Raw genomic sequence first — 25,274 nt, 5'->3', positions numbered from 1 at the left:
AGTTACTGTACACGCCGCTCGTGGATCATGCACATCGCCTTCCGGCGCCTCTCCCCCGGCGATCCTGCCGCTGCTCAAGCCGCCTCAAAACGGCCACACCGACACACCGTCGAGGCGTGTCCGGGTAGCGTCCGGCGGCCCTGTGACGGCAGCATTGCCATGTGTCCCATCCCTCCCCCCTGGCAGCCGCCCAGCACCGAGCCCTCGCCCTACGCGCCGCGGGCGACCTCAGCGCCGCCCGGCAACTGCTCGCGGAGGCCGTCGAATCCGCTCCCCCGCCGTACGGTGACGACCATCCCGAGGTGCTGCACACCGCGCACCTGCTGGCCCGGCTGCACCGGGAGGGGGACGACCCGCTCGCCGCCCGCCGGTTGTTGGAGGAGGCGTTCGCGGCGGGCGAGCGCCGCTGGGAGCACTCCGACCCGCTGATGCTCGCGCTCGCCTTCGAGCTTGCCGAGGTGGCGGAGGAGCTCGGCAACCGACACGAGGCCCGCCGCAACTACACCCGCGTCGCCACCGCCGGGCCCGCCGCACTGGGGGAGAACCACCCGGCGGTACGCGCAGCCCGCGACTACCTCGGCCCACCCCCGTCGACGCCGGGCGAGCAGCACCCCGCGCCGACGCCCGGCCCGGCCCCGGTCGGCCCGGTGACCGAGCCCGGCGCCCGGTCGGCGCTCTCCGGCCCGACCCTGTCGCTGGCGACCCTCGCCGCGATGCGGCCCTCCGCCGGTGGCCCACCGCCCGCCGTCTCACAGTGGGCGCCGCAACCGCCGGCCGCACCCCAAAAAACTTCGCCAGCGGTACGCGCACCAGCCACACCCACGTCGCCCCGCGACGTCACCCCGGCGCCGGTCCCAGCCCCTCGGGCGGCGCCCGCTCAGCCGGCAGCTTCCTTTATCGCGCCAGCGCAGCCCGGCCCGCCGACGGCCGCACCCAGACCTGCGACGCCGCCCCGCCCGCGCGCAGACGCGCCACCGCCGGCGAATGCGATGTCACCCCGTCAACGCCTCGACGAGCAGGCGTCTGGACCGTCCCGGCCAGCGGTTGGTCCGATGCCCCGACCGAGGGCTGAAGGCCCGCCGACGACGCCGACCGGGCAGCGGTCACCAGACCGACCGCCGTCCGGGCCGGTCGTGGCACCACGTCAACGGGTTGGTGGCCACGCCACCCCGCCGGCGGTCGACGTGCCGCCCACGATGTCGACCCCAACCGCCCCGGCATCGACCGCTCCGCCGGCGGTGCCGGGGGTGCCGGGGGTGCCGGGGGTGCCGGGGGTGCCGGAACCTCACTGGGACAACCCCACCATCCAGGTACGGCAGATCGAGCCGCTGCTCGCCGAGGAGGCCGCCCGAGCCGCCGCCCGACCAACCGCGCCGAGCGAATCGCACAATGTGTCCGGCGCCGAGGCGACATCATCGGGCGGGCATTCCCCGACCGTTGGCCACCCGGGGCCGGCGTACCCGGTGAGCGGCCCACCGGCCCAGCCCATCAGCGCCCCGCCGGTGACTCCGCCTCCGATCTCCGCGCCCCCCAGCCAGCCGTACCCGGTTTCGGGACCACCGGCCCAGCCATACCCGGTCTCCGGACCACCCGGCCACGGCCAACCCGTCTCCGCACCACCCGGGCACAGCTACCCGGTGTCCGGACCACCCGGCTACGGCCAACCGGTGTCCGCACCGCCCAGCTACGGCCAACCCGTGTCGGGGCCACCCGGCCACACCTACCCGGTGTCCGCGCCGCCCGGTTTCGGGCCGCCCGTCTCGGGGCCGCCCTACGGACCACCCGTCTCTGCCCCTCCGGTGAGCGCACCACCCGTACCGCCCTGGGGGTTGACCGCACCGCCCTGGAGCAGCAGTGCCCCACCGCAGTCCCTGCCAACTCCAGGTGCCGACTCCGCCGCCCAGACCACGACGCCTACGCAGACCACGACGCCTACGCAGACCACGGCGGCTGCGCAGGCCGTCACCGCTGGGAGAGACACGCCCGCCGGGCAGACCATGATGGACGCGGGTGGCACCGGTGCGGACGGTGACTCCGGGCTGGGCATCCTCGACGCCCCGGTGGTGCCGACTCAGCGGGCCCGTGGCGCGCTGTCCGATCAGACCGTGGTGTTGCCGTCCGTTCCGGCGCAGGGCGGCCGGGGTGCGGTCGAGGCCAATCTGGGCTGGCCCGCCACCGCCGAGCCCACCCCGACGGCCCCGCAGACGAACCCCACCGCCGCGCACACGCACGTCACCGCGGCGCAGACGCACCCCGCGGCCGCCCAGACAAACCAGAGCAACACTCAGGCAAGCCCGATTACCGCGGAGCCGAGCCCCGCTGCGCAGCCGGCCTGGTCACCGGCCGTCAGCGCCGACCCGGCGCTGGCACCGCCAGCCGCACCGCCACCGGGCCAGCAGTACCACCACCAGCCGCCTCAGGCGCCGTACCCGACCCAGGACCAGCACCAGGCGCCGTACCCGGGCCAGCAGTACCACCCGGCGTACGCCGATGACGGTGGGTCGACGGGCCGCAACCGGGCGGCGCTGATCGGCGCGGTAGTGGCGGCCGGGGTGGCGGTCGTGGCGGTGGCGGGCCTGGGTGCGGTGATGTTGACCCGCGACGATCCGCCGCCGCCCGGGACCGCGCCGACGGCGGCGGCACCTACGGTGGCCGGGCTTCCGCCGGGCGACCTGGAGCTGCGCGACGATTCGGCCACGATCACGTTGACCTGGACGGACCCGACGGGCGGCGCGGTGCCGTTCATGGTTGCCGCGGGCAGGGCCGGGCAGGCCCTGGGCGTGATCGCCACCGTGGACCCGGGCCGGACCAGCTACACGGTCAACGGGTTGAACTCCCGAGTGGATCACTGTTTCACCGTGTTGGCGGTCTACTCCACTGACAGCTTTGCGACTTCCGGGCAGGTTTGCACCGCGCGGGAACGCGAAGCCACGTCGAGCGGGGAGCCCTCCGGCCGAGCGTCGCCGCGCTGAGCCGAGCCGAAACCACGCGGAGTCGAGCGGGAACCGGGCTGAGCTGGAGGTCCACAACGCACACTCTCGGTATCCACAGGGGTGACGGTGCGGGTTCCCCCGCCACCACCAGCGCCATATGATGGCACCCGGCTCAGGGGAGGGGTCGCCGGAAGGCGCGCCACCTGCCACGACTCAGGGGAGGCAGCCGGCTGTGGCCAGCATCGACGACGCCGTACAGACCGAGGCCCCCCGCTCCCGGTCCCGGCTGCGCGGCGGGCTGGTGACCGTCGGCACGGTGGCCGCGCTGTTGGCGGCCATGGGGTTGACCGTCCTCGGGTTGGGCGCGGCGGACAACGCGGTGGCCAACTACGACGCGAGTTCCTGGCTGTGGAGCGCGGCGCGCAGCGAGCTGGCCCGGGTCAACGGGGTCACCGCCCGGGTGGACACCCGCACCGAGATCCCCGGCGCCCGCCAGCATCCGATGCAGATCACCCAGACCGACCGGCTGCTGATCCTGCGGGACCTGCAGACCGGGCAGGTCAGCTCTCTGGATCTGGCCACCCTCCAGCTCAGCGCGACCACCCGGACCACCCCCGGCCTGGGCGTGAGTGTCGCCCTGCACGAGGACGCGGCGTTCGTCGTCGACGCCGTGCAGGGCATCGTCCGGCAGCTCGACCCACGATCGTTGACCCCGGTCGGCGAGCCGGTGCGCTATCCGCCGGGCATCACCGGCGGCACCTTCGACGGTAAGGGTCGACTCTGGATCGCGGTGCCCAGCCAGGGCACCGTCTCGGCGATCACCGCCGCCAAGCTGCCGTCCGCGCCGGCGTCGGCCGCGGGTGCCGGGCTCAGCCCGCAGCGGGTCGAGTCGTACGACGTCGCCGACGCCAGCCACGAGCTGGTGGTCTCCACACTGGACGACGGGGTGGCGGTGCTCGACCGGACGGCCGGGAAGCTGGTGCGGGTGCAGCACGGTGAGGTGCACCCGACGGCGCTGACGCTGTCCGGCCCGGCGGCGCTGCCCGCGCGCACCAGCGGCCCCCGGGTGCCGGTCACGGTGACCGCGGACCGGCGGGTGCTGCTGGTGGGTGACGGTGGGCAGGAGAGCGGGTTCACCGTGCCGGGTGAGGGGGATCGGCTCAGGCCGGCGGTTGCCTGGGCGAACCGGTTCTACTGCGCCGACGAGGCCACCGGCACCATCTACTCCTTCGACGCGGCGGGTCAGCTGGTCGAGACCATCCGTGGGCGGGCCAACGGGCCGCTGGAGCTGGAGGTCCGGGAGAACCACCTGTTCATCAACTCCCCCGACTCGGCGACCGCCCGGGTGGTGGACGACAAGCACCAGGTGCGCGAGGTCAACAAGTACGCCAACGACGTGCTCGGCGGTGACCCGCCGCCGGTTCCCCCGCCGCCGCCTCCGCCGAAGAAGCCGCGGGTGGGCAAGCCGAGCGCGCCGCGCAGCGTCACCGCCGCCGCCGGTAACGCCCAGGCGCGGGTGAGTTGGCGCCCGGCCGCCGCCAACGGCGCCGAGATCATCAAGTACGTGGTGCAGGGCGCCGGGCAGCGCCTGGAGGTGGGCGCCAATCAGCGTGCGGTGGAGGTCAAGGGCCTCACCAACGGCGAGACGTACCGGTTCGCGGTGCACGCCGTCAACGCCAAGGGCGACGGCCCGCCGCGCAACAGCAACCCGGTGACCCCGACCGCCGCGGTCCCCGATCCACCGGCGAGCGTCACCGCGCAGGAGCGACCGGACGGCACGGTCCTGGTCAAGTGGCCGGCGGCGAACGGGCAGGGCAACACCATCGCGAGGTACGCGGTGACGGCCAGTTCGGCGGGGACGAACGCCCCAGCCGGCGAGTCGACCAAGACGGAGCTGGTGGTGCCCGCCGGTGAGTTGGAGTTCGGCACCCAGTACGCGTTCACAGTGGTGGCGGTCAACAGCAAGGGCGCCGGGTCGGCGGCGTCCCCGGTCAGCAACACTGTGGTGCCCTTCGCGGCGCCCGGTCGGCCGCTCAACCTGCGCGCCGGCACGGTCGCCAACCAGCCGGGCGCGGTGACCGTGCAGTGGGCGCCGGCCGAAGCCAACGGTCGGCCCGTGACGAAGTACCTGGTGGACGTCGGTGGGCGGGTCAGCGAGGTGACCGACACCCGCACGACCGTCACCGGGCTGGGCAACGGCCAGAACGTCACGGTGAGGGTGAAGGCGGTCAACGAGGCGGGGCCGGGCCCGGAGGCCACCGCCACCGCCCGCACGGTGGCCGAGCCGCGGGTCACGGTGACCGGCTCCTCGTCGACGGCCACCGGCGCGACCGTCACGTTCACGGTGGACGCCGGTGGCGGTCAGGCCACCTGCACGCTGACCACGACGGGCGAGCCGGCGAAGGCCGGGGCGTGCTCCAGCATCACGATGACGGGCCTGACCCCGGGCACCAACTACACGTTCACGGTGACGGCGAGCAACGCCGCCGGCAAGGGCACCGCGACGCGGGCCCAGAAGACGCAGCCGCTGTACGGGATCGCGACCTGCCGCAACGGCGCGTCGGGCCCGGAGGCGAGCTACTGCACCCGGGAGATTCCCGGTGAGCGCAACGGTAACGAGATCTTCGAGGTCACTCGGCAGGACAACGACCGGCAGGCCGGCTGGGTGCCCAACGGCCGACGCTTGCAGGCGTACTGCAAGAAGTCGGGCGAAGAGGTCTACGCCTACATCTACAACAATGACAAGCGCAGCACCTGGTGGGTGCAGGTGAACTACGAGGGGAAGAACTACATTCCCTGGGCCTGGCTCAACCTGGAGGGCGGCGACAACATCAACGTCCTGCCCACCTGCTGAGGACACCAGGCGAGGAGCACCACCGACCGTGAACACCCACGAGCCGCTCACCCAGCCGGAGGTGCAGGGCTTCGCCGCCCTGGCCGCCCGGCTGGCCGAGAACGTCAACGCTGTGGTGCTCGGCAAGCCGCAGGTGGTGCGGCTGGCGCTGACCGCGCTCTTCGCCCAGGGTCACGTGCTGCTGGAGGACGTGCCCGGGGTCGGTAAGACGACCCTGGCACGGGCCGTCGCCGCCACTGTGAAGGGTGAGTGGCGGCGCATCCAGTTCACCCCCGACCTGCTCCCCTCGGACGTGTCCGGCGTGACGATCTTCAATCAGGCGACCCGGGACTTCGAGTTCCATCCGGGGCCGGTCTTCGCCAACATCGTCATCGCCGACGAGATCAACCGGGCGTCGCCGAAGACCCAGTCGGCGCTGCTGGAGGTGATGGAGGAACGCACTGTCACTGTGGACGGGGTCCGGCACCCGGTGCCGTCGCCGTTCCTGGTGGTCGCCACCCAGAACCCGGTGGAGATGGACGGCACCTACCGGCTGCCCGAGGCGCAGTTGGACCGTTTCCTGGTGAAGCTCTCCGTCGGGTACCCGGACGAGGCCGTCGAGGTCGAGGTGCTGCGCGGCGCGACAGTGCGGTCCCCCGAGGCGCTCGCCCCGGTCACCGACACCGCCACCGTCGGCGAGATGGTCCGGATGGCCCGCCGGGTGCACATCGCCGAGCCGCTCTACGCGTACGCGGTCCGGTTGGCAGCGGCCACCCGCACCCACCCGCAGGTACGCGTCGGGGTCAGCCCCCGGGGCGTGATCGCGTTGACCCGTGCGGCGTGCGCGTACGCGCTGATCGACGGGCGGGGCTGGATCATGCCGGAGGATCTGAAGGCGCTCGTCGAGGCGGTGTTCGCGCACCGGCTGCTGCTCACCCCGGACGCCCAGGTGCGCGGGATGACCCCTGCGGAGGTGCTGCGTCAGGCCGTCGCCTCGGTGCCGGTGCCGCTGCCGTCGGGGCAACCCGCTCCGGTGCAGGGCTGACCGGCAGCAGCGCGATGGGGATCACCGCCCGTGGGGTCGGGCTGCTCGTCGCCGCCGTGGTGCTGTTGGGGGTGGGTTTCCGGTTCGCGTACCCCGAGTTGACGTTGCTCGGCGCGGCGGCCGGCGCGGCCGTCGGCTACGCCGCGCTGGTCGCGGCCTGGCGGCCCCGGCTGACGGTGACCCGCCGCGCCGACCCGGACCGGGTGGCGCGCGGCGAGCCGGCGAGCATGACGCTGACAGTGCGCAACACTGGGCGGCTGCGCTCGGCGAACCTGCTGGCCGAGGACCGGTGCGGGCAGCGGGCCGTGCCGGTGCCGGTGCTGCGCCTGCGGCCCGGTCGGGACACCGAGGTCCGCTACGACGTGCCGACCGACCGTCGTGGGGTGGTGCCGGTCGGTCCGCTGCGGGTGACCCGACGCGACCCGCTGGGGTTGGTGGCGCTGGCCCGCCCGTACGGCGCTGCGGTGCCGGTCTGGGTGCACCCCCGCATCCATCCGCTGACGGCGGTGCCCCGAGGCGCGGGGCGCAGCCTGGACGGCCGGGTGGACGGTGTCCCGCACGGGTCGATCACGTTCGACTCGCTGCGGGAGTACGTGGTCGGCGACGAGCTGCGCCGGGTGCACTGGCGCACCAGCGCCAGGGTGGGTGAGCTGATGGTGCGGGAGAACGTGGACACCAGCCTGCCGCGCCTGGTCGTCCTGCTGGACAACCGCGTCGCCGCGCACCCGCAGCGGGTCGGCGGGGTGGCGGAGTCGTTCGAGTCGGCCTGCGAGGCGGCCGCGTCGGTCGTCACCGCCGCGCACCGCGCCGACCTGCCCGTGCTGTTGCTGGTGGCCGCCGCGGAACCGGCGGAGCCGACAAGGCCGGCGGAGCCGGCGCAGGTCACGGGGCCCGACGGCGAGGCCGACGGCCCGCTCGGGCCGCTGGACCGGCTCGCCGCCGCCGACCTGTCCGCCGACGATGACGCGGTGCGGGCGGCCACCACCAGGCTGCGGCAGGACCGGCTCGGCGACACGTTGATCTTCCTGACCGGGCCGGGGGGCCGCGACGAGCTGGGGCACGTCGGGGCGCTGCGCGGGGCGTACCCGTCGGTGGTGGTCGGGGTGTTCGGCGCGGCCGAGCCGACGCCGCCGGGCACCGCCGGCCTGGTAATCGTCGACGCTGCGGACGGCGCTCAGTTCGCCGCCGAGTGGGACGGGGTACGCCGGTGGTGACGGTCGCCGTGCGGGTGCTGCGAGCGTCGGTCCTTCCGCTGGCGCTGATCGGGCTGACGGCGCTCGCCGGGGTGGTGCTCGGCCGGGTGTACGCCGGTGGTCTGCTGACCTGGCTGGTCGTCGGCGCGGCGGCGGGTTCGGTGCTGGTCAGCGTGGCCGCCCGGCGGCTGCCGTCCTGGCTGGTGGCGCCGGTGTCGGTGGCCGCGATGGCCGGCTGGACACTGTGGTCGCTGCGGCTGGCAGCCACCCGCGCCGAGTTGCCGGGCGACCTGCTGGAGGTCACCGCGGACGCCGCCCGCAACGGCATCCCCCGGCTGCTCACCGCGATGATCCCGGTGGAGCCCACCCCGGACACGGTGCTGGTGCCGGTCGTCGCGGCCTGGCTGGCCGGGCTGACCGGCGCGGAGGTGGCGCTGCGCACCGGCCGGGTGCTGCTGGGTTACCTGCCGGCGGCGGGGCTCTACGCCGCCGCCCTCTACGTGGTCGGCCCGAACGCCGAACCGGCACTGGGGTCGACGCTGGCGTTCGTCGCGGTCGCGGCCCTCGGCCTGGCGACCCCCACCCGGACCGCCGCAGGCGGCGGCGATCCGACCGCCGAGCTGACCCCCCGGGTACGCGCCGCGGTGCGACTGCGGCTGGCCACCAGCGCGGCGCTCGGGGTGGCACTGGTGGTCGGGCTGGTGGCGTTGCTCGGCCCGGTCGTCGCGCAGCAGGTCGACGGCCGGCCGGTGGACCCGCGCCGGTACGTGGAACCGCCGCAGGTGCAGACGCTCGACGAGAACCCGTTGATCCGGATCTCCGGCTGGGCGCTGCACCCGGAGCAGAAGCTCCTCGACGTGAGCACGCAACGCCTCGACGCGCCGCCCGCCGACGCACCGCCCGAGGCCGACCCGGCGGCGGACACCGCGCGCAGTGTGCGGATCCGGTTGGCGGTGCTCAGCGACTACGACGGGGTGACCTGGCGCGTCGGCGCGACGTACCGCAACGCCGGGCGGATCCTGCCCGCCGCGACAGCGGCCCGCGACAGCACGGTGCGGACGGTCCGGCAGCAGATCAGCGTGGCCGAGTTGAGCGGCCGGCTGCTGCCCGCAGTGGCGACACCCCGGGAGGTCAGTGGGGCTCGGGTGGCGTACGACCCGGCGAGCGGGACGCTGATCCGGCCGGAGGGACTGACGCCAGGGCTGCGGTACACGGTGACCTCCGCCGAGGAACGCCCCGACCAGAACCTGTTGGCCAGCGCGAACGTGCCCGCCGGCGACGAGGTGGCCCGGGTGCTGCGGGTCGCCGACGGGGTGCCCGACCCGATGCGCCGGCTGGCCACCCAACTCGCCGAGGAGAACGGCGCGCCGTACGCGCGGGCGTCGGCGATCGAGCAGTTCCTGGCCGAGCACTACCGGGTGGTGGCGGACGCCCCGAGCGGGCACGCGTACCCGAATCTGGGTTTCTTCCTGTTCGGGCCCCGCAACGGCGGCGGGCAGGAAGGCACCTCGGAGCAGTTCGCGGCGGCCTTCGCGGTCCTCGGCCGGCTCTCCGGGCTGCCCACGCGGGTGGTGGTGGGCTTCCGGACCAGCGGGCAGGGGCCGGTGCTGGCCGGTGACGCGTACGCCTGGCCGGAGGTGCTCTTCGACGGGCTGGGCTGGGTCGCCTTCGACCCGCTACCCCGCCCCAACGACGAGCCGCGACCGGTGGAGGAGGATTTCCGCCCGACGCCGGAGGACCCGCCGCCGTCGGAGGCGCCGGCACCAACCGCGGAGCCCAGCGCCGCACCGGAACCGGCGACCGCCGCCGACGCCCCGCCAGGCTCGGACGGGGTCTCCACCCCGGTGCTGGTCGCCGGCGGCAGCGGCGGCCTGCTGCTGGTGGTGGGGGCACTCCTGCTCACCCTGCTGGCGATGCGCCGATCCCTCACCCGCAGCCGACTCGTGCGCGGCGACCCCGGCCAGCGCATCGCCGGCGCCTGGCGGGAGGTCACCGACGCGCTCCGGCTGGCCGGAAGACCGGTCGGGGACGACCTGGCCGCCACCGAGGTCGCCGGGCACGCCCGCCAGACCCTCGCCGACGCCCGAGCGGCCACGATCGGCGACGACACGACCGCCAACTCGGACGCCGTCGCGTCCACCGGCGGCACGGCGGCGGCAGACGCGTCCAGCCCGGCCGTCGACGAGTTGGCGGCCCTGCTCAATCAGGTCGGCTTCGCCCCCGGCGCCGCCACGCCCGAACAGGCGGCTCGCGCCGCCGAAGTGGCCACCGCCTATGTGTCCACCCTGCGCTCCGCCCGCCCCTGGTGGCGCCGCCTCCTCTGGTCCGTGCACCCCACTCCCCTGCGCCGCGCCCGCCGTTCCCCGCGTTGATCAAGAGCTTTGCGTCGACTGCGGGCCCACTTCTGACGCAAACTTCTTGATCACCGACGGCAGGGCAGCGGCGCGAGGGGCGGCGAGCGGGCCGGCGCCCGACGCGGTCTTCGCCGCGGCGTTGGACCTGGCCCGGCTCTACAGCAGCGAGCAGGCGCTGATCAGTGCCAGCGCCCATCTCCTGGCCGTCGGGCACGTTCCGGAGCGGTAGCGGGTCAGGTGGTCAGCCGGCGGATGAGTTTGCGCATGCCGGCCTGCCAGCCGTCCGGGTCCTCGGCGCGGCGGCGCGCGTAGTCGGCGACCTCGGGGTGCGGCAGGATCAGGAACCGTTCCTCGGCCAGCCCGGCGATGGCCGCGTCGGCGACCTGGTCCGGGGTGAGCACCGCACCGGACGCGGCGACCACCCGGGCGCCCAGGTGACCGGCGGCGAGTCCATCGGCGAGCATCGGGGTGTCCACCCCCTGCGGGCACAGCGCGCTGACCCGGATGCCCCGGTCCCGGTAGGTGATGGCCAACCACTCGGCGAACCCCACCGAGGCGTGCTTCGTCGCGGTGTACGCGGCGTCGCCCACAGCGGTCAGCACACCGGCCGCGGAGCAGGTGTGCAGCAGGTGCCCGCCACCCCGGGCGAGCATTCCGGGCAGCACCGCGCGGGCCGAGTAGACGTGGGCCAGCACGTTGACCCGCCAGGAGCGGTCCCAGCCGGCGTCGTCGACCTCCACTCCCCCGCCGGTGGTCACCCCGGCATTGGCGCAGAACAGGTCGATCCGGCCGTACCGCTGCTCGGTGTCGGCGACCAGGTCGCGGACCTGCTCCTCGTCGGTGACGTCGAGGGCGATGGCGTGCGCGACCGGGCCGATGCCCTCGGCCACCGCGCGGGCCGCGTCGGCGTCCAGGTCGGCGACGACCACGGCGGCAGCTCCCTCGGCGGCGAACCGGCGCGACAGCGCCGCGCCGATGCCGCCGGCTCCGCCGGTGACCACCACGATCCGGTCGGTGAGGTTCACGCGGACGCCTCCACGGAGTTGGCGCCCAACCGGGCGATGAGGCCGAGCAGCGCGGTGGCGCCGCCGGCGGTGACCTCGGGGGTGGGCAGCAGCGCGACGATCGGCACGTCCACCCCGTTGTCGGCGTAGCGGCGCACCTCGGCGCGACACCGCTCCGGCGAGCCGTGCAGCACCAGCGCGTCGACCACCTCGTCGGGCACCGCCGCGCTGGCCCCGCGCCGGTCACCGGCGGCCCAGGCCGCCCACATGGGCGCGAGCGTCTCGTCGCGGCCGAGCCAACGGTGGAACTCGGCGTACGCCGGAACGGTGAGGTAGCTGGTGATGAGCCGGCGGCCCAGCGCCCGGGCGTACGCGGCGTCCTCGGTGGGGCAGACGAAGATCCGGGCGGCGACCTCGAACCCGGCGCGGCGCTCGCCCAGCTCGGCGAGGGCGCGCGGCACGTCGTCGGCGCTGAGCCAGTTGAGGATGACCCCGTCGGCTTCCGCGCCGGCCAGCCGGAGCATCCCGGGGCGCAGCGCGGCGAGCAGGATCGGTGGCGGCACCGCCGGCGGTCGTTCCAGCGTGAACCGGCGGACGGTGAACGTGTCGTATGCCTCGTCGACGGTCTCGCCGGCCAGCGCGGCGCGCAGGAAGCGCAGCACGTCGCGGGTGCGGCGGAACGGCTCGTCGAACGGCACCGCGTTCCAGTCCCGCACCAGCACGGGTGAGGACGCGCCGATGCCGAGCGAGAACCGGCCCGGCGCGGCCTCGGCCAGCGCCGCCGCGCTCATCGCCAGCAGCCCGGGGCCCCGGGTGAAGACCGGTGTGATCGCGGTGCCGAGCCGCAGCCCTGGCTGCCAGGCCGCGGCGAGCGCCAGCGGGGTGAACGCGTCGGTCCCGGCGACCTCGGACGACCAGACGTCGGTGAACCCGGCCCGGTCGAGGGCCGCGTAGGCCGCGTCGTGCTGCGCCAGCGCGATTCCGCCCAGCGGCACCGTCATGCCCCATCGATTCGTCACCGGTCGATCGTGCCCGTTGACGCGGGCCCGAGCAAGATCCCCGGGTTGGGCAGAATCGCCGGTTTCCGGCCGTGCGCGCCGGTGGGAGGTGCCGCTGCTGTACCTGCCCGGTGTGATCGCGACCGCGGTCGGAATGGTGGTGCTGGCCGCGGTCGCGGTGGTCGACGCCCGTCGCGCCCACGGCGCCGCACCGGAGGCCGCCGCGCCACCGTTCTGAGACTCGCGCGTCGATGTCGCGTCGGCGTGGACGGTTACTCTCGGCCGGTGACCTTCTCGCTCGTCGCCCGCTCCGCCGACGGCCGCCTGCACGGTGTGGCAGTCGCCAGCAAGTTCCTCGCCGCCGGGGCGTTGGTGCCGGCCGCCGCCGCCGAGGTGGGCGCGCTGGCCACCCAGGCGCACGTCAACCTGGCCTACCGCCCGCAGGGCCTCACCCTGCTGCGCACCGGGGTGGCCGCCGCCGACGTGGTGGCCGGGCTGATCGCCGCGGACCCCGAGCGGGAGCACCGCCAGCTCGGCGTCGTGGGGGCCACCGGCGCGGGCGCCACCTGGACCGGGCCGGCCTGCCACCCGTGGGCCGGCGGGCGGACCGGCGACGGCTGGGCCGCGCAGGGCAACGTGCTCACCGGCCCGGAGGTCGTCGACGCCCTTGGTGAGGCCTGGCTGGCGGGATCGGCGCTGCCGTTCGCCGAGCGGCTGGTCGCCGCGCTGCGGTCCGGTGACGAGGCCGGCGGCGACCGGCGTGGCCGGCAGAGCGCCGGCCTGCTGGTGGTCGAGCGTGGCGGCGGGTACGGCGGCACCAGCGACGTGGTGGTGGACCTGCGTGTGGACGACCACCCGGACCCCGTCGCCGAGCTGGGGCGCCTGCTCACTGTGCACACCATGCTGTTCGGACGGCCCGACCCGGCCACACTGCTCGACCTGAGCGGCGCGGTCGCCGCCGAGGTGGCGGCGTTGCTCGGCGCGCTGGGCCATCCGGTGCACGAGGACGGCACGGAAGCGGCGTTGATCTCCTGGGCCGGGTTGGAGAACCTGGAGGAGCGGCTGGTGCCGGGGCGGATCGACCCGGTGGTGCTGACGCACCTGCGCGGTGTCGCCCCGCACGTCCCCGCACCCCGCGCCGCGAGCTGACCCCGGCCGCCCTGACCCGAGGCGGCTACACCGGCTGGCTCAGCCCTTGACCCGGGGCACCAGCCGGTGCACGACGGTGAGCGCCAACGCCATCACCACCGCCATCGTGCCGGCGATCCCGGCGGCGCTGCCCGCGTACCCGACGAACAGTGGGCGGCGGGCCAGCTCCTCCGGCCCGGTGCCGCGCAGGTCGAGCAACCAGGTCAGGGAGAGTCCGCAGACCACCAGGGCGAGCACACCACCGAGCCCGAGCACGAGTGCCGCGACCCGGTGCGCGTCACCGGGGGCGATCTCGGCCTGCTCCCGCTGGGTGACCAGCAGCAGCAACCCCGCCAACGCCGCCCACACACCCACCACCAGGTACGCGGCGACGGCGTCGCTGGGCCGGTGCCAGCCGGCGGAGAGGGTGGCGACCCCGGCGACGGCGGCGTAGCCGGCACCGATGAAGGCGCCGACGGCCCGCACCTTGCGCGGCAGCACGAGCATCAGCGCGACCGCCACCGAGGCGGCCACCGTGGCGTGCCCGCTCGGGAGGCTGTTGCCCACTGCGGCGCGTTCCGGGTCGACGCCGTAGTCGGGCCGGTTCAGCCCGTACTTGAGAAGCTGGGTGGTGACGTTCGCTCCGGCGATCAGCAGGGTCGCGGTGATCGCCAGGGCGATCCGCCCCCGGATCAGCGCGATGAACCCGATCGTCGCGGTGACGGCCAGCAGCGAGACCACCGACATCGCGTTGAGGATCCGGTCGACCGGGCCGTCGATGGTGTCCTGCCCGATCCGGTTGCCGGTGAGGGCGACCGTGTCCACCCACTGACCGATCTCGAGGTGCACGGCCACCCGCCACACGGCGAGGAAGGCGGCCGCCTGGACGAGGGCCAGTACGACCAACCAGACCGCGGTCCAACCCCGTGCCGTCGCGCGCATCCGCACACCGTAGCGGCAGGTGTCGGCGGTCCGACCGGTGGCCCGCCGCCAATCGCCGGTTAGGTTGTGCCGGAGGCGAGGAGGCGGTGGTGAGTGGAACACCGGAGCGCGACAGCGGCCCGGCCGAACCCGGTCCGGAGCAGCGTGAAGGCGACAATCCGGGGCCGGTGCGGGCCGGCGCCGACGCCGGTCCGGGTGGGCCGGTGCGGGCCGAGTCGCTGACGGATCTGCTGGGCGGGCGACGCGGTGCCATCGACGCCACCCTGCCGCCGCTGGCGTTCGCGGTGGGCTGGTTGCTGGGCGGCGAGTCGCTGTGGGGCGGGGTCGGCGCGGCGCTGGCCGTGGGCGCGGTGGTGGCCGGCGTACGGCTGCGTCGGGGTGACCGGCCGCGCTCGGTGCTGATCGGGCTGCTGGCCGTCTGCGTGGCGGCGTTGATCGCGGTGCGCACCGGCCGGGCCGAGAACTTCTTCCTGATCCAGGTGTTGTCGAACGCCGCGAGTGCTCTGGCGTGGACGGTCAGCATCGTGGTGCGGTGGCCACTGCTCGGTGTGCTGGTCGGCGCGGTGCTGGGCCAACGGGCCCGGTGGCGGCGCGATCCGGCGCTGCTGCGCGGCTACGGCCGGGCCAGTTGGGTGTGGACGGCGACCTACCTGCTGCGGCTCGCCGTGTTCGTGCCGCTCTACCTGGGTGGGCAGGTGCTCGCGCTGGTGGTGGCCCGGGTGGCGCTGACCTGGCCGCTGGTCGCCGCGGCGCTGGCGCTGAGCTGGGTGGTGCTGCGTCGCTCGCTGCCGGCCGGGCACCCGGGGCTGCGTCACCCGGTGGCCCCGCCGCCTCGCTGAAACCGGCCCCGCGCGGCCGGACTCGGGGCCGGGAAGCGGCCGGACTCGGGGCAAAAAGGTGGAGAGGCCGCCACGGGGGGAGCGGCCTCTCCGGTGACGTACGTTACTCCGTCACGGACCTCGGTGTGATCCCGCGAGGGCCCGAATTTCTGGGCTTTTTCGCGGCTGGCTTCAGTCCGGGCGGTGGGGTGGGCCAGCCGATCCGCTGCGTCGGCCAGATGGCCGGCCCACCCCGGCCTGACCGTGGGTGTCAGGCCGTCCCGCCGGCCCCGGTCCGTCGTTCCCCGGACCCGGGCCGGATCCCGGGGTGGGCGGTCCACGCCACCCACCCCGGGTCGTCTCAGCCGTTCGGGAACATGCTGCCGTAGTCGGCGTACGCCATGGCGACGTCAGCCTGCGCCCAGAACCGGTGGTAGTTGAAGCTCGGCTCCGGACCACCGTCCAGGTACGCCTGCACCTTGGGCCACTCCGGGTCGTTCTTGTAGAAGGACCGGATGTCGAGGAAGCTCTTGCCGGCGGCGATGGCGTCGCCGTTCGGCATCGTCCCGGTCCAGCCCGACGGGACGTAGAGGCCCTGCCCGGTGGACGCGTTGTAGACGTCGTCGAAGCGCCGGTAGTCGCCACGCTTCTCGGTGGTGGAGACACCCTTGGCGTCGCTGGCGGCCGACAGCGCGTCGAGCAGCCCCTTGGCGGTGTCCTTCGCCGCCACGTTGCCCGACTTGGCCGCGTACGCGATCAGGATCCGGGCGTAGGCGGCCGTGACACCGACGTCCTGACCCTTGCTGATCACCTCGACGTGCAGGCCGGTGTTGGGCTGCGGGTTGGACGGGTTCCAGGTGGTCGGCTGACCGGTCCACGCCATGTCCGACGGGATCGACCAGTTGGTGCCGAGGGTGGTGTTGGCGATCGCCCAGGGCACCCACTTGTCCAGCAGCGCCTTGGCCTTCGCGTTGCCGGTCTGCTGGTACAGCTCGGCGATGCGCTGCATCGACCAGGCCTGCATACCGAACCACTGGTTCGACGGCGGGTCGTTGTAGACCGGGTCGACGTCGTAGAACATGCCGTAGAAGGTGCTGGTGCCGGCCGGCGGCTGGGCGTAGCTACCGTCCCAGCTGTTGGTGGCGCCACCGGCGATGCCGCCCTCGGCGGACTGCAACCAGGTGTAGAACTCCAGCTGCCGCTCGAAGCTCTTGGTCCAGTCGGCGACAGCTGTCGACGACTGCGGCTTCAGCTCCGGGGTGTTGGTCAGCGCCCAGGCCGCGAACGGGTTCTGGTAGCCGAAGTGGTTGTGGCTGGAGCCGATCCGCCAGGACCAGTTCTGGCTGGCGTCGTACGCGCCGCCCCAGGCGTAGTACCAGGACAGCAGGTAGTGCGCCGAGTCCTTGCCGCTGCCGGCGGGGCAGGTGCTGGCCCCGACGCAGTTGCCGATCTTCTTGAAGTACTTGTCGAACATCGCGTACCGCAGGTAGTCGCCCATCTTCGCGGCCTTGGTGATGGTGGCCGCGACGTCGGCCTGCTTGTTCTGCGCCTTGGACCAGGTCAGCGCCCAGTACGCGGCCTGCACGGCGCGGGCGTCGGCGTCCGGGGCGTTCGTGTACTTCCACTGCTTGGCGGGCGCGCCGGTGTCCTTGACGAACAGGTCGAGGTAGCCGTACTGACCGCCGTGCTCGAAGGTGTCGCAGGAGGGCTGCGGAACGGTCTCCCACACCGACTCCTGGGTGCCCCGCTGGAAGGTGTTGATGTAGGCCGGCTTGGTGGTGCCGTCACCGCAGCGGCCGAAGCCGTAGGTGTTGTCGACGTCCATCAGCCAGTGCATGCCGTAGATGTCGCCGGTGCCGTAGGTGGACTGCAACTCCGAGCGCAGCGGGTCCTGGCCGACCGAGACGTTCGGGTTCAGCGCCGACGGGTACTGGCTGGGCAGGTTGTACTCCGCGGCGTACTGCGGGGTGCCCGCGGAGCCGGCGGTCGGCTGGTCGGCGTGGGTGGGGATGATGTACTTCTCCATCACCGTCCAGGCGTTGTTGAACGGGGCCCAGTTCTGGGTGACCTTGCCGTAGTAGGCCTCCAGCCAGAGCCAGAAGCTGAACGCCTCCGACGTGGTCTCGTGACCGTGGTCGGGCGCCTCGACGATCAGCGTCTCCACCGAGTGGTACGGCACGCCCTCGGGGCTGAAGTAGCCCGAGTTCTTGATCTTGCCGTACTGCTCGAGGAACTTCGCGGTGTAGGCGTTGTCGCCGCCGGGGGTGTCGTTGTCGATCTCGGTGGCGCTGACCGCCAGCGAAGCGAGACCGGTGGCGGAGGCGGTGATGGTGGCGGCGCCGCCGACGGTGTCGGTGTCCTCCGCCGCGGCGACCGTGACGGTGACCCCGGTGTTCCAGTTGCTCGGGGTCAGCGTGGTGGTGGCCGGCGAGACCGTGACGTCGGTGTCACCGGTGCGGGTGAGGGTGACCGGCACGTTGGCCGTCGGGGCGGCGCTGAGCTTCAGGTTGAAGGTGGCGCTGCCACCCTCGGTGACGCTCACAGCGGACGGGGTGGCGACCAGTGTCGGGCCGTTGGCGGCCCCGACGGTGAACGCCTTCTCGTCGACACCGATGCCGTTGGCGTTGTCGTACGCCTTGGCCTGGACGGTGTAGCTGCCGGCCGGCAGGTCCTCCTGCGTGTACGCGTACGGAGCGGAGGTGTCGGTGTTGATCAGCAGGCCGTTGCGGTAGAACTCGACCTTGCTGATCGTCCCGTCCGGGTCGCTGGCGGTGGCCGTTAGCGGCACGTCGGCCGGCGCGGTGAACGGCCCGGCCGGCAGGCCGAGGGAGACCGTCGGCGGCTGGTTGGCCGGGGTGCCGTTGCAGGGAGTGCCGTTGAGCGTGAACGAGGTCGGCTTCGGGTTGCTGCCCGAGTGGGCGCCGTTGAAGCCGATGGTGGTGGAGGCCCCGGTGGCAAGGTTGCCGTTGTACGACTCGTTGGTGGCGGTGACCTCGCTGCCGGTCTGGCTGAATCTGGCCGACCAGCCCTGGGTGACCCGCTGACCGCTGGTCGGGAAGGTCCACTTGAGCGTCCAGTTGCTCACCGCGTCACCCAGGTTCTTGATGGTGACGTTCGCGGTGAAGCCGGTGTTCCAGTCGTTGGTCGCGTAGACCACGTCGCAGGCGGGTGCGGCCTGTGCGGCGCCGGCCGGCAGGGTCACCCCGCCGACGGCGAGCAGCGCGGCGGCGGCGAGCGCCACGCGCCGGCGTATTGCCAGTTGTCTCATGTGCGCGGTGTCTCCTCGGACCAGGCCGGGATGGTCCCCGGCGAGGCGCCTGCCCGCGAGGGTGGTGGTGGTCCGCGGGGATGTCGAGGCGCCGGGAAGGTGGTCTTCCCCGGGCCCGGCCGGGGTAGGGCGTGCGGCCCGCACGGGAAGGGGTCCCGCCGGCTGCGCTCGGGTGACCGTGACCGGAGCTGGTGCTGCCGGCTGCCCTCGGTGGACCCGCACTCACGCGATGTGGCTCCTGTCGCGTCGAATCGACAGTGTGCCATGGAAGCGCTCCCACAACAAGCGCACGGAGCGCCGGATCAGCTCCTTGTTTCGATCTCGTTTTGGGTCTTTCACAAAGGCGTGACGGGCGTTACAGTCGCAACATCGGTCGATGGGAGCGCTTCCATCGACAAGGTTCCAACAAGAAGATCGCTGGGGTCGTTCCTGACGAGCCCAGGGAACCAGACCGAGGGCCGACGACGGGCCAGCCCGGACGCCGTCGTCAGCCATCGTCCCGCCACAGGGAGGGAGGTGGAACCAGAGCCACTCGCGTGGCCCGGCTCCCGCGCGACACGCACGGCAGGACCCAAATTTTGCCCGTGTGTGTGCAGTTACGGTGGGGACGGGGGTTGCCCTCCCCCGTCCCCACACTAAACCCCCGTACACGATAGGAAAAGAGGCCGACGGGACAGGCGCGCCGCGCCGCCCGGACGGCCTCGTTCGCTGCCCGGGGCCACACACCCGCCTCCCACCCGCCAGCGCCGGCCGTCCTGACGGCCGGCAGACCGGCCGGCAGCGTCTGCCCTATCATGGGAGCGCTCCCGAATCTTTCGGCGGTGGCCCCGTATCCATGAGGAGAATCCATGTCGATACCTATCGGGCCCGCCGGCCCGCTGCGCTTCCCGGACAACTTCGGCTGGGGCGCGGCCACCTCCGCCTACCAGATCGAGGGCGCCGCCAAGGAGGACGGGCGCGGCGAATCAGTCTGGGACACCTTCAGCCGCGTCCCAGGGCGCACCCGCAACGGCGACACCGGCGACGTGGCCATCGACCACTACCACCGCTACGCCGAGGACCTCGACCTCATGCGCGACCTCGGGTTGCGCAGCTACCGCTTCTCCATCTCCTGGCCCCGGATCCAGCCCGACGGCACCGGCACGCCCAACCAACGCGGCCTCGACTTCTACCGCCGCCTCCTCGACGGCCTGCACGAGCGCGGAATCACCCCGATGGCCACCCTGTTCCACTGGGACCTCCCGCAGGCGCTCCAGGACGCCGGCGGCTGGGAGTCACGCGACACCGCCCACCGCTTCGCCGACTACGCCGACGTGGTCTTCCGCGCCCTCGGCGACCGGGTACCGGCCTGGCTCACCATCAACGAACCCAAGACCGTGGTGCAGAACGGCTACCTCACCGGCCACCACGCCCCCGGGCGGCAGGACCCGGACGCCGCCTACCTGGTCGCCCACCACCTGCAACTCGCCCACGGGTACGCCGTCGCCGCGCTGCGGGCCACCGGCAGCGACAGCCGCATCGGCCCCGCGCTCAACCTGCACCCCTGCTATCCCGCCGACGACTCCCCGCAGGCTGCCGCGGCCGCCCACCTCTACGACGCCTACGAGAACCGCCTCTACCTCGACTCCCTGCTCAAGGGCAGCTACCCGGAGGACCTGCTGGCCGACCTGGGCCCGCAGAGCCGGATGGTCCAGGGCATCCGCGACGGCGACCTGCAGACCATCTCCGCGCCGATCGACCTGCTGGCCGTGCAGTACTACACCCCGATCTACGTCACCGGCGACGGCGGCACCGCGCACCGCTGGGCGACCTCCGAGGCCGAATGGCAGCAGATCTACCCCGAGGGGATGTACGACCTGCTGACCAGGATCACCCGCGAATACGGGCCGATCCCGCTCACCATCACCGAGAACGGGCTGCCCACACCGGACACCCTCGGCGCGGACGACACCGTCCAGGACGCCGGCCGGATCAGCTTCCTACGCGACCACCTCACCGCCGCGCACCGGGCCATCGCCGACGGCGTGCCGCTGGAGAGCTTCCACGTCTGGTCACTGCTGGACAACTTCGAGTGGGACCAGGGCTACGACCAACGCTGGGGCCTGGTCTACGTGGACTACGCCACCCAGCGTCGGGTGCTCAAGAACTCCGCCACCTGGTACCGCTCCGTCATCGCCGACGGCGGCTTCTGACCGCGCCGCCACCCGGACGGCCGGGCCCGGACGGCTCGGCTCGGGTGAGCCGTGACCGTCCGGGCCTCGGCCGGCTAACTCAGCGGGGCAGCGCCTGCTGCAACTCCGCCCGCAGGGCCGGGGTGAGCATCTCCCCCGCCTGCTTGGCCAACCGGGCCATCTCGTAGCCCACCACGCCGATGTCCGCGTCACCGGCGGCCAGCGTGGCCAGAATCGAACCGTCACGGATCTGCATCACCAGGAAGTAGCCACGGCCCATCTCGACCACCGTCTGCTTGACGACATCGCCGTCGAACATCGATGCCGCGCCCGCGGTGATACTCATCAGCCCGGAGGTCACCGCGGCGAGCTTGTCCGCGTTGTCACGCGGCAGGTGATCGGAGATCGCCACCAGCAGCCCGTCAGAGGAGACCACCACCGCGTGCGCCACACCCGGCACCCGCTCCGCGAACGCGCTCACCAGCCAGCTCAGGTCACGCGCCTCCTGGCTCAACGTCGTCACTGTCGTCGTCCCCCTTCGTCGTGCCCCCCGGACGGTGGCACGGGTATCTCGGTGGTGTCCTCAGCCTCGGCGCGCCGTACTCCGCTGTAGAGCCGCGAGAGCATGCCGCCGACCGCCTCCGGGTCCGGGTCGGTGCGGGTCGGTGCCGTCATCGGTTGTGCCGAACGGGTGACCGCGCTCAACTGCGCCATGGGCACCCGCACCGGCAATCCCCGCTCATTGGTGCCGGCGGTCACCGGGATCGTCGGTGGCGCCGCCGCAGCGGGCACCACCGGCGCGGTCGGGCCCTGCCGCGAATACCAGCCCCCGCCTGTACCGCGAGCAGCGGCGGGGGTCAACACGTCCTCGGCGCGTACCGGCACCGGGCGGCCCTGACGCGGCACGCCGACGCCCGGCGGGCGGCCGGCCACCGGCAGGTCCCGCACCGCGCCGTTCGACAGCGGGCCAGGGCCCTGCCGGGCTGCCCCGGGCTGCGCAACCAGCCCTCGCGCCGCGCTCGCCGCCAGCATCCGCGCCGACGGGGGCGCGTCCAGCTCCACACTGCCCGCCGGCGCCAGCAACACGGCGGGCAGGGCGAGCCGGGCGACCAGGCCGTCCTCGCCGCCCTCCAACCGCACGCGGACGCCCAACCGGGCGGCGAGGTGACTGACCACGAAGAGCCCCATCCGCTCCACCGCCGCGACGTCAGCGGCCGGAGGGCTGGCCAGCACCTCGTTCGCCTGCACCAACGCGGTCGGGCTCATACCCAGACCCCGGTCGACGATCTCGATCAGCGCACCCCCCGCCTCGACCCGGGCGGTCACCACTACGACGGTGTCCGGGCGGGAGAAGGCAGTGGCGTTTTCCAGCAGCTCGGCCAGCAGGTGCACCAACTCGCCGACCGCGTGCCCGACCGCGTGCACATCGGCCACCGACTCGATCCGGACCCGCTGGTACTGCTCGATCTCCGCGGCGGCGGCCAGCAGCACCGCACCGAGCCCGACCGGCCGGTTCCACCGGCGGGTCGAGTCGGTGCCGGCGAGCACCAGCAGGCTCTCGTCGTTACGGCGCATCCGGGCGGCCAGGTGATCGAGCTTGAACAGGTTCTCCAGCTGGTCCGGGTCGCTCTCCTCGCGCTCCAGGTCGTCCAGCAGCTCCAGTTGACGCTCCACCAGCACCTGGCTACGGCGGGCCAGGTTGACGAACATCGCGTTGACGTTGCGCCGCATCAGCGCCTGCTCGACGGCGACGGTGACCGCGCTGCGGTGCACCGCCACGAACGCCTCGGCCAGCTCGCCGATCTCGTCGAGTGAACGGACCACCGCCGGCGCGACATCGATGCGCGGCACCCCACCGGTGACGGTCTTCAGTCGGTCCAGGGCGTCCGGCAACTCGACCTGAGCGATCCGCAGCGCCTGGCTGCGCAGCATCCTCATGGACCGCGCGACCGACCGCCCGATGAGCAACGAGATCAGCAGGGCGGCCAGCAGGACCGTGACCACCCCGCCGACGACCAGCAGGGTCGTCCTCAGCTGATCGTCGCTGGCCTCCTCGGCCTGCCGTACGGCGTCGTCGAGCACACCCGCCTCAAGCTGACGCAGCAACTCCTGACGCTGCTGGCTGGCCGACCACCACTGCTCCGACGGCAGCACCTGCGGCGACGCGGCGCCGGAGGACAGGCTGCGCTCCTCCAACCCGGTGGCGACCAGGAAACTCGGCGACACCGAGGTCTCGTCGTAGCGGCGGATCTGCGCACTGGTCGCTGCCACCCGGAACGCGCCGAGCGCGGTGAGTTGCTGACCGCGCAGGTCGGCGAGGACCACCCGGTCCTCGGTGCCGTACGCACCGGCGCGGGCGGCGGCGTAGAGCTGGCCCCGCACCCGGGAGGAGAGTTCCTTGACCCGGGCCAACTGGACGTAGCGCAGCACCGCGTCGTTCAACGCCGGCTGGTTCTGCCCCGGCGTCGGTTCGGCGAGCAGGTCGAGCAACGCCCCGACGGCCCGGTGGTAGTTGCTCAGGATGGTCTCGGTGCTGAGCACCGCCGGCGGAATCGCCGAGCGGATGTCGACCACCTGGTCGTACGCCTCCAGCGCCTCGGAGAAGGCCACCCGCCAGGACGCGTCCGCGTCCGCCAACGGCTCGGCGGCCCGGCTCAAATCCACGATGGCCTTGTCGGTGGCCGCCTGCAACGGCTTCAGGTCGTTCGCGGCGGCCTGCCGGTCACCACCCTTACGCAGCTCACCCAGCTCGCCCGCCGAACGGTCACGCTCCTGCTGGAGCTGGTGCACCGCCGCGGTGATCTGCCGGCCGATGCCGACCTGACTGGAGAAGTCGTTCAACGCCGTCGTCCGCCCCACCAGGGTGCTGGTCTGCACCCCGGCGAGCAGGAGGAACGCCATCGACGGCACCAGCAGCACGGTGGCGAGCTTCGTGCTCATCCGCCAGTCGCGCAGCCGGAACGGCGACCGCCGTCGATGCGGAACGACTCGGACATCGAAGCGGCGTCGGCGATGGTTCGACACCGCGCCGTTCGCCGGGTCGGGACCTGCCGCCACCCTGCCTCCTCCGTCCTACCGCGTCCACCGCGGTCGGGGGAGCGCAGTCCATCCAACCAGGCTCGGTACCGCTGTCAACGGCCCGGGCGAGGCCGAGGTTCAGGAAGGATACTGCGGGTGGGAACCTCCTGCCGTGGTCGGTAAAACCAGCTCGTCCGTCCGGCCGATGTCGGCGAGCTCGATCGCGTCACCGAAGCGCCCCAGCGCCACCAACGCGGCACCGGTGGCGCCGATCTCCGGGTTGCGTTGATGCGACACCGGTCTCGGTGCCAGCGCGGTCGCGAAGGCCTGCCGCCACCACACCGAGGCGGCCACCGCACCGCCCCCCAGCACCACGCCGACCGGTTTGTCGATCGTGGACTCCAGCACCCCGAGATCCTCGGCGACCAGCTCGCACAACCCCTGCATCAGCCCGGCCAGGATGTCGACCGAGGTGCTGCTGAAACTCAGACCGCGCAGCTCACCGCTGCCCGCCGGCGCCAACCCGGGCGGCCGGTCGCCACCGAAGCGGGGGTCCGCCGGTCGGCCACCACCCGCCGGCACCAGCGCCAGCGCCGCGTCCAGCTCGGCGCCCCGCGGCAACCGCAGCTCCCGGTTCGCCCAGGCGAACAGGTTGCCCCCGTTGGCGTACGCGGCCCCGGTCACCACGTGGTCGTGGTCGACCCGGTACCGCCACAACCGTTCGGGCAGGCGCGGCATCGGCTCGCCCGCCGGGATCCGCTGCATCAACCGTACGGCTGCGGAGGTGCCCACTGTGACGGCGGCCCGGCTCGGGTCGACGCAGCCCGAGCCGACGTTCGACGCCCCACCGTCGCCCACCGGCGGCGACCATCGGGCCTGCGCCAACTGCGGCCACCGACGGGCCAGGTCGGACCGGAGCCGGCCGTGCCAGTCCAGCTCGCCGAGTGGCGGCAGCTCCTCCGGTCGCGCTTCGGCCAGCGTCAGCGCCTCCTCGTCCCAGCTCAGGGTGCGCAGATCCAGCAGACCGGTCCCGGAGGCCTGGGAGATCGACATCGGCGCCGCGTCGAGCAGTTCGCCCAGCACGTACTCGGGCAGACCGACGAACCGGGCGATCTGGGTGCCGGACTGCTCACGCAACCAGGGCAACCGCATCGACCAGTACGACCGGTGCCACCAGCAGCCGGTGCGCTGGTGGAAGCCGTCCGGGTCGGCCGGCCCGGCGGTGCGCCCGACCGGGGCGGGCCGGGTGTCCAGCCAGGTGATCACCGGGCCCATGGGGGCGCCGTCGCGGCCCAGCGGGAGCACCGAGTGCCACTGGGCGGAGATCGCCACCAGGCCGACGTCGTGCAGGTGGCCCGAGTCGGCCAGCTCGTCCAGGCACTCGACCAGGCTCGCCAGATAGTCCCGGGCGGACAGCGTGCCGGTGCCGTCGTCGCCCATGGCGAGGTCGACCTTGCGGCGGGCCAGGGCACCCGGCAGCGGCTGGGTGCCCGCGTCCAGCACCAGCCCGCGTACCGAGGAGGTGCCCAGGTCGAGCGCGAGAATGTTCATCGCCGGTCAAGTTACCCC

At 73.3% G+C, this 25,274-nt stretch carries 17 protein-coding genes; 10 read left to right on the top strand and 7 right to left on the bottom strand.

The window, feature by feature from the left end; all coding sequences use genetic code 11:
* Window positions 1-161: 161 nt before the first annotated feature.
* The 6 genes from PSH03_RS03900 (at window position 162) to PSH03_RS03875 (ending at window position 10,587) form a co-directional block, all read left to right on the top strand.
* Entirely contained in the window at window positions 162-2,972 is a 2,811-nt protein-coding gene (locus PSH03_RS03900) for a fibronectin type III domain-containing protein (RefSeq protein ID WP_238688268.1), read from the top strand.
* Between the two features lie 193 nt (window positions 2,973-3,165).
* Window positions 3,166-5,787, top strand: a complete 2,622-nt coding sequence (locus PSH03_RS03895; RefSeq protein WP_238688267.1) for a fibronectin type III domain-containing protein — start codon at window positions 3,166-3,168, stop codon at window positions 5,785-5,787.
* Between the two features lie 28 nt (window positions 5,788-5,815).
* Entirely contained in the window at window positions 5,816-6,811 is a 996-nt protein-coding gene (locus PSH03_RS03890) for an AAA family ATPase (protein WP_091404175.1), read from the top strand.
* A 14-nt stretch (window positions 6,812-6,825) separates the two neighbouring features.
* The gene (locus tag PSH03_RS03885) at window positions 6,826-8,025 is read left to right on the top strand and encodes a DUF58 domain-containing protein (RefSeq protein WP_238688266.1); all 1,200 of its coding nucleotides are present in this window, start codon (window positions 6,826-6,828) and stop codon (window positions 8,023-8,025) included.
* Window positions 8,001-10,376, top strand: a complete 2,376-nt coding sequence (locus tag PSH03_RS03880) for a transglutaminase TgpA family protein (RefSeq protein ID WP_372494703.1) — start codon at window positions 8,001-8,003, stop codon at window positions 10,374-10,376. Before PSH03_RS03885 ends, PSH03_RS03880 begins: the two co-directional genes overlap by 25 nt.
* Before the next feature lie 46 nt (window positions 10,377-10,422).
* A complete protein-coding gene (locus tag PSH03_RS03875; RefSeq protein WP_238688264.1) occupies window positions 10,423-10,587 on the top strand; it encodes a hypothetical protein in 165 nt (54 codons plus the stop codon).
* 4 nt (window positions 10,588-10,591) lie between these two features.
* Here the strand turns inward: PSH03_RS03875 and PSH03_RS03870 are convergent, their stop codons facing one another.
* Window positions 10,592-11,383 (bottom strand): SDR family oxidoreductase, encoded by a 792-nt coding sequence (locus tag PSH03_RS03870; RefSeq protein ID WP_238688263.1) that lies wholly within the window; start codon window positions 11,381-11,383, stop codon window positions 10,592-10,594.
* Window positions 11,380-12,363 (bottom strand): LLM class F420-dependent oxidoreductase, encoded by a 984-nt coding sequence (locus PSH03_RS03865; protein WP_238688442.1) that lies wholly within the window; start codon window positions 12,361-12,363, stop codon window positions 11,380-11,382. Before PSH03_RS03865 ends, PSH03_RS03870 begins: the two co-directional genes overlap by 4 nt.
* Window positions 12,364-12,469: 106 nt before the next feature.
* Between PSH03_RS03865 and PSH03_RS32345 the strand changes: the two genes are divergently transcribed.
* Both PSH03_RS32345 and PSH03_RS03860 read left to right on the top strand, forming a co-directional pair.
* Window positions 12,470-12,598: a hypothetical protein gene (locus tag PSH03_RS32345; protein WP_255750003.1), complete on the top strand. Its 129-nt coding sequence runs from the start codon at window positions 12,470-12,472 to the stop codon at window positions 12,596-12,598.
* 47 nt (window positions 12,599-12,645) lie between these two features.
* Window positions 12,646-13,509 carry a DUF1028 domain-containing protein gene (locus PSH03_RS03860; RefSeq protein WP_238688262.1) on the top strand — a complete coding sequence of 288 codons (864 nt, stop codon included), beginning with the start codon at window positions 12,646-12,648 and terminating at the stop codon, window positions 13,507-13,509.
* A 39-nt stretch (window positions 13,510-13,548) separates the two neighbouring features.
* Here PSH03_RS03860 and PSH03_RS03855 read toward each other — a convergent pair whose 3' ends face one another.
* Window positions 13,549-14,436 (bottom strand): phosphatase PAP2 family protein, encoded by an 888-nt coding sequence (locus tag PSH03_RS03855; RefSeq protein WP_210781888.1) that lies wholly within the window; start codon window positions 14,434-14,436, stop codon window positions 13,549-13,551.
* Between the two features lie 197 nt (window positions 14,437-14,633).
* Here PSH03_RS03855 and PSH03_RS03850 point away from each other — a divergent pair, with 197 nt between their 5' ends.
* Window positions 14,634-15,269: a DUF3159 domain-containing protein gene (locus PSH03_RS03850; RefSeq protein WP_210782008.1), complete on the top strand. Its 636-nt coding sequence runs from the start codon at window positions 14,634-14,636 to the stop codon at window positions 15,267-15,269.
* Between the two features lie 340 nt (window positions 15,270-15,609).
* Here the strand turns inward: PSH03_RS03850 and PSH03_RS03845 are convergent, their stop codons facing one another.
* Window positions 15,610-18,516: a glycoside hydrolase family 48 protein gene (locus PSH03_RS03845; RefSeq protein ID WP_210781889.1), complete on the bottom strand. Its 2,907-nt coding sequence runs from the start codon at window positions 18,514-18,516 to the stop codon at window positions 15,610-15,612.
* An 848-nt stretch (window positions 18,517-19,364) separates the two neighbouring features.
* On the opposite strand from PSH03_RS03845, the gene PSH03_RS03840 reads away from it, so the two are divergent.
* On the top strand, window positions 19,365-20,708 hold the full coding sequence (locus PSH03_RS03840) for a GH1 family beta-glucosidase (protein ID WP_210781890.1): 1,344 nt from the start codon (window positions 19,365-19,367) through the stop codon (window positions 20,706-20,708).
* 79 nt (window positions 20,709-20,787) lie between these two features.
* On the opposite strand, the gene PSH03_RS03835 is transcribed toward PSH03_RS03840, so the two are convergent.
* The 3 genes from PSH03_RS03835 to PSH03_RS03825 all read right to left on the bottom strand — a co-directional run bounded on the left by PSH03_RS03835 (window position 20,788) and on the right by PSH03_RS03825 (window position 25,256).
* Window positions 20,788-21,210 carry a roadblock/LC7 domain-containing protein gene (locus PSH03_RS03835; RefSeq protein ID WP_088988684.1) on the bottom strand — a complete coding sequence of 141 codons (423 nt, stop codon included), beginning with the start codon at window positions 21,208-21,210 and terminating at the stop codon, window positions 20,788-20,790.
* Window positions 21,207-23,744 (bottom strand): sensor histidine kinase, encoded by a 2,538-nt coding sequence (locus tag PSH03_RS03830; RefSeq protein WP_238688261.1) that lies wholly within the window; start codon window positions 23,742-23,744, stop codon window positions 21,207-21,209. Before PSH03_RS03830 ends, PSH03_RS03835 begins: the two co-directional genes overlap by 4 nt.
* A gap of 99 nt (window positions 23,745-23,843) precedes the next feature.
* Window positions 23,844-25,256 (bottom strand): FGGY family carbohydrate kinase, encoded by a 1,413-nt coding sequence (locus tag PSH03_RS03825; RefSeq protein ID WP_238688260.1) that lies wholly within the window; start codon window positions 25,254-25,256, stop codon window positions 23,844-23,846.
* Between the last annotated feature and the right edge of the window lie 18 nt (window positions 25,257-25,274).

It is taken from the genome of Micromonospora salmantinae (assembly GCF_022230905.1).
GTDB classification, from domain to species: domain Bacteria; phylum Actinomycetota; class Actinomycetes; order Mycobacteriales; family Micromonosporaceae; genus Micromonospora; species Micromonospora salmantinae.
Note: the sequence above shows the minus strand (reverse complement) of the source record. Positions and strands in the feature narration are given on the sequence as shown.

What these genes read in the sequence shown, in the direction of transcription:
- PSH03_RS03865 (WP_238688442.1), bottom strand. Translation starts at nt 12,363, where the DNA reads ATGACGGTGCCGCTGGGCGGAATCGCGCTGGCGCAGCACGACGCGGCC.
- PSH03_RS03840 (WP_210781890.1), top strand. Translation starts at nt 19,365, where the DNA reads ATGTCGATACCTATCGGGCCCGCCGGCCCGCTGCGCTTCCCGGACAAC.
- PSH03_RS03845 (WP_210781889.1), bottom strand. Translation starts at nt 18,516, where the DNA reads ATGAGACAACTGGCAATACGCCGGCGCGTGGCGCTCGCCGCCGCCGCG.
- PSH03_RS03825 (WP_238688260.1), bottom strand. Translation starts at nt 25,256, where the DNA reads ATGAACATTCTCGCGCTCGACCTGGGCACCTCCTCGGTACGCGGGCTG.
- PSH03_RS03885 (WP_238688266.1), top strand. Translation starts at nt 6,826, where the DNA reads ATGGGGATCACCGCCCGTGGGGTCGGGCTGCTCGTCGCCGCCGTGGTG.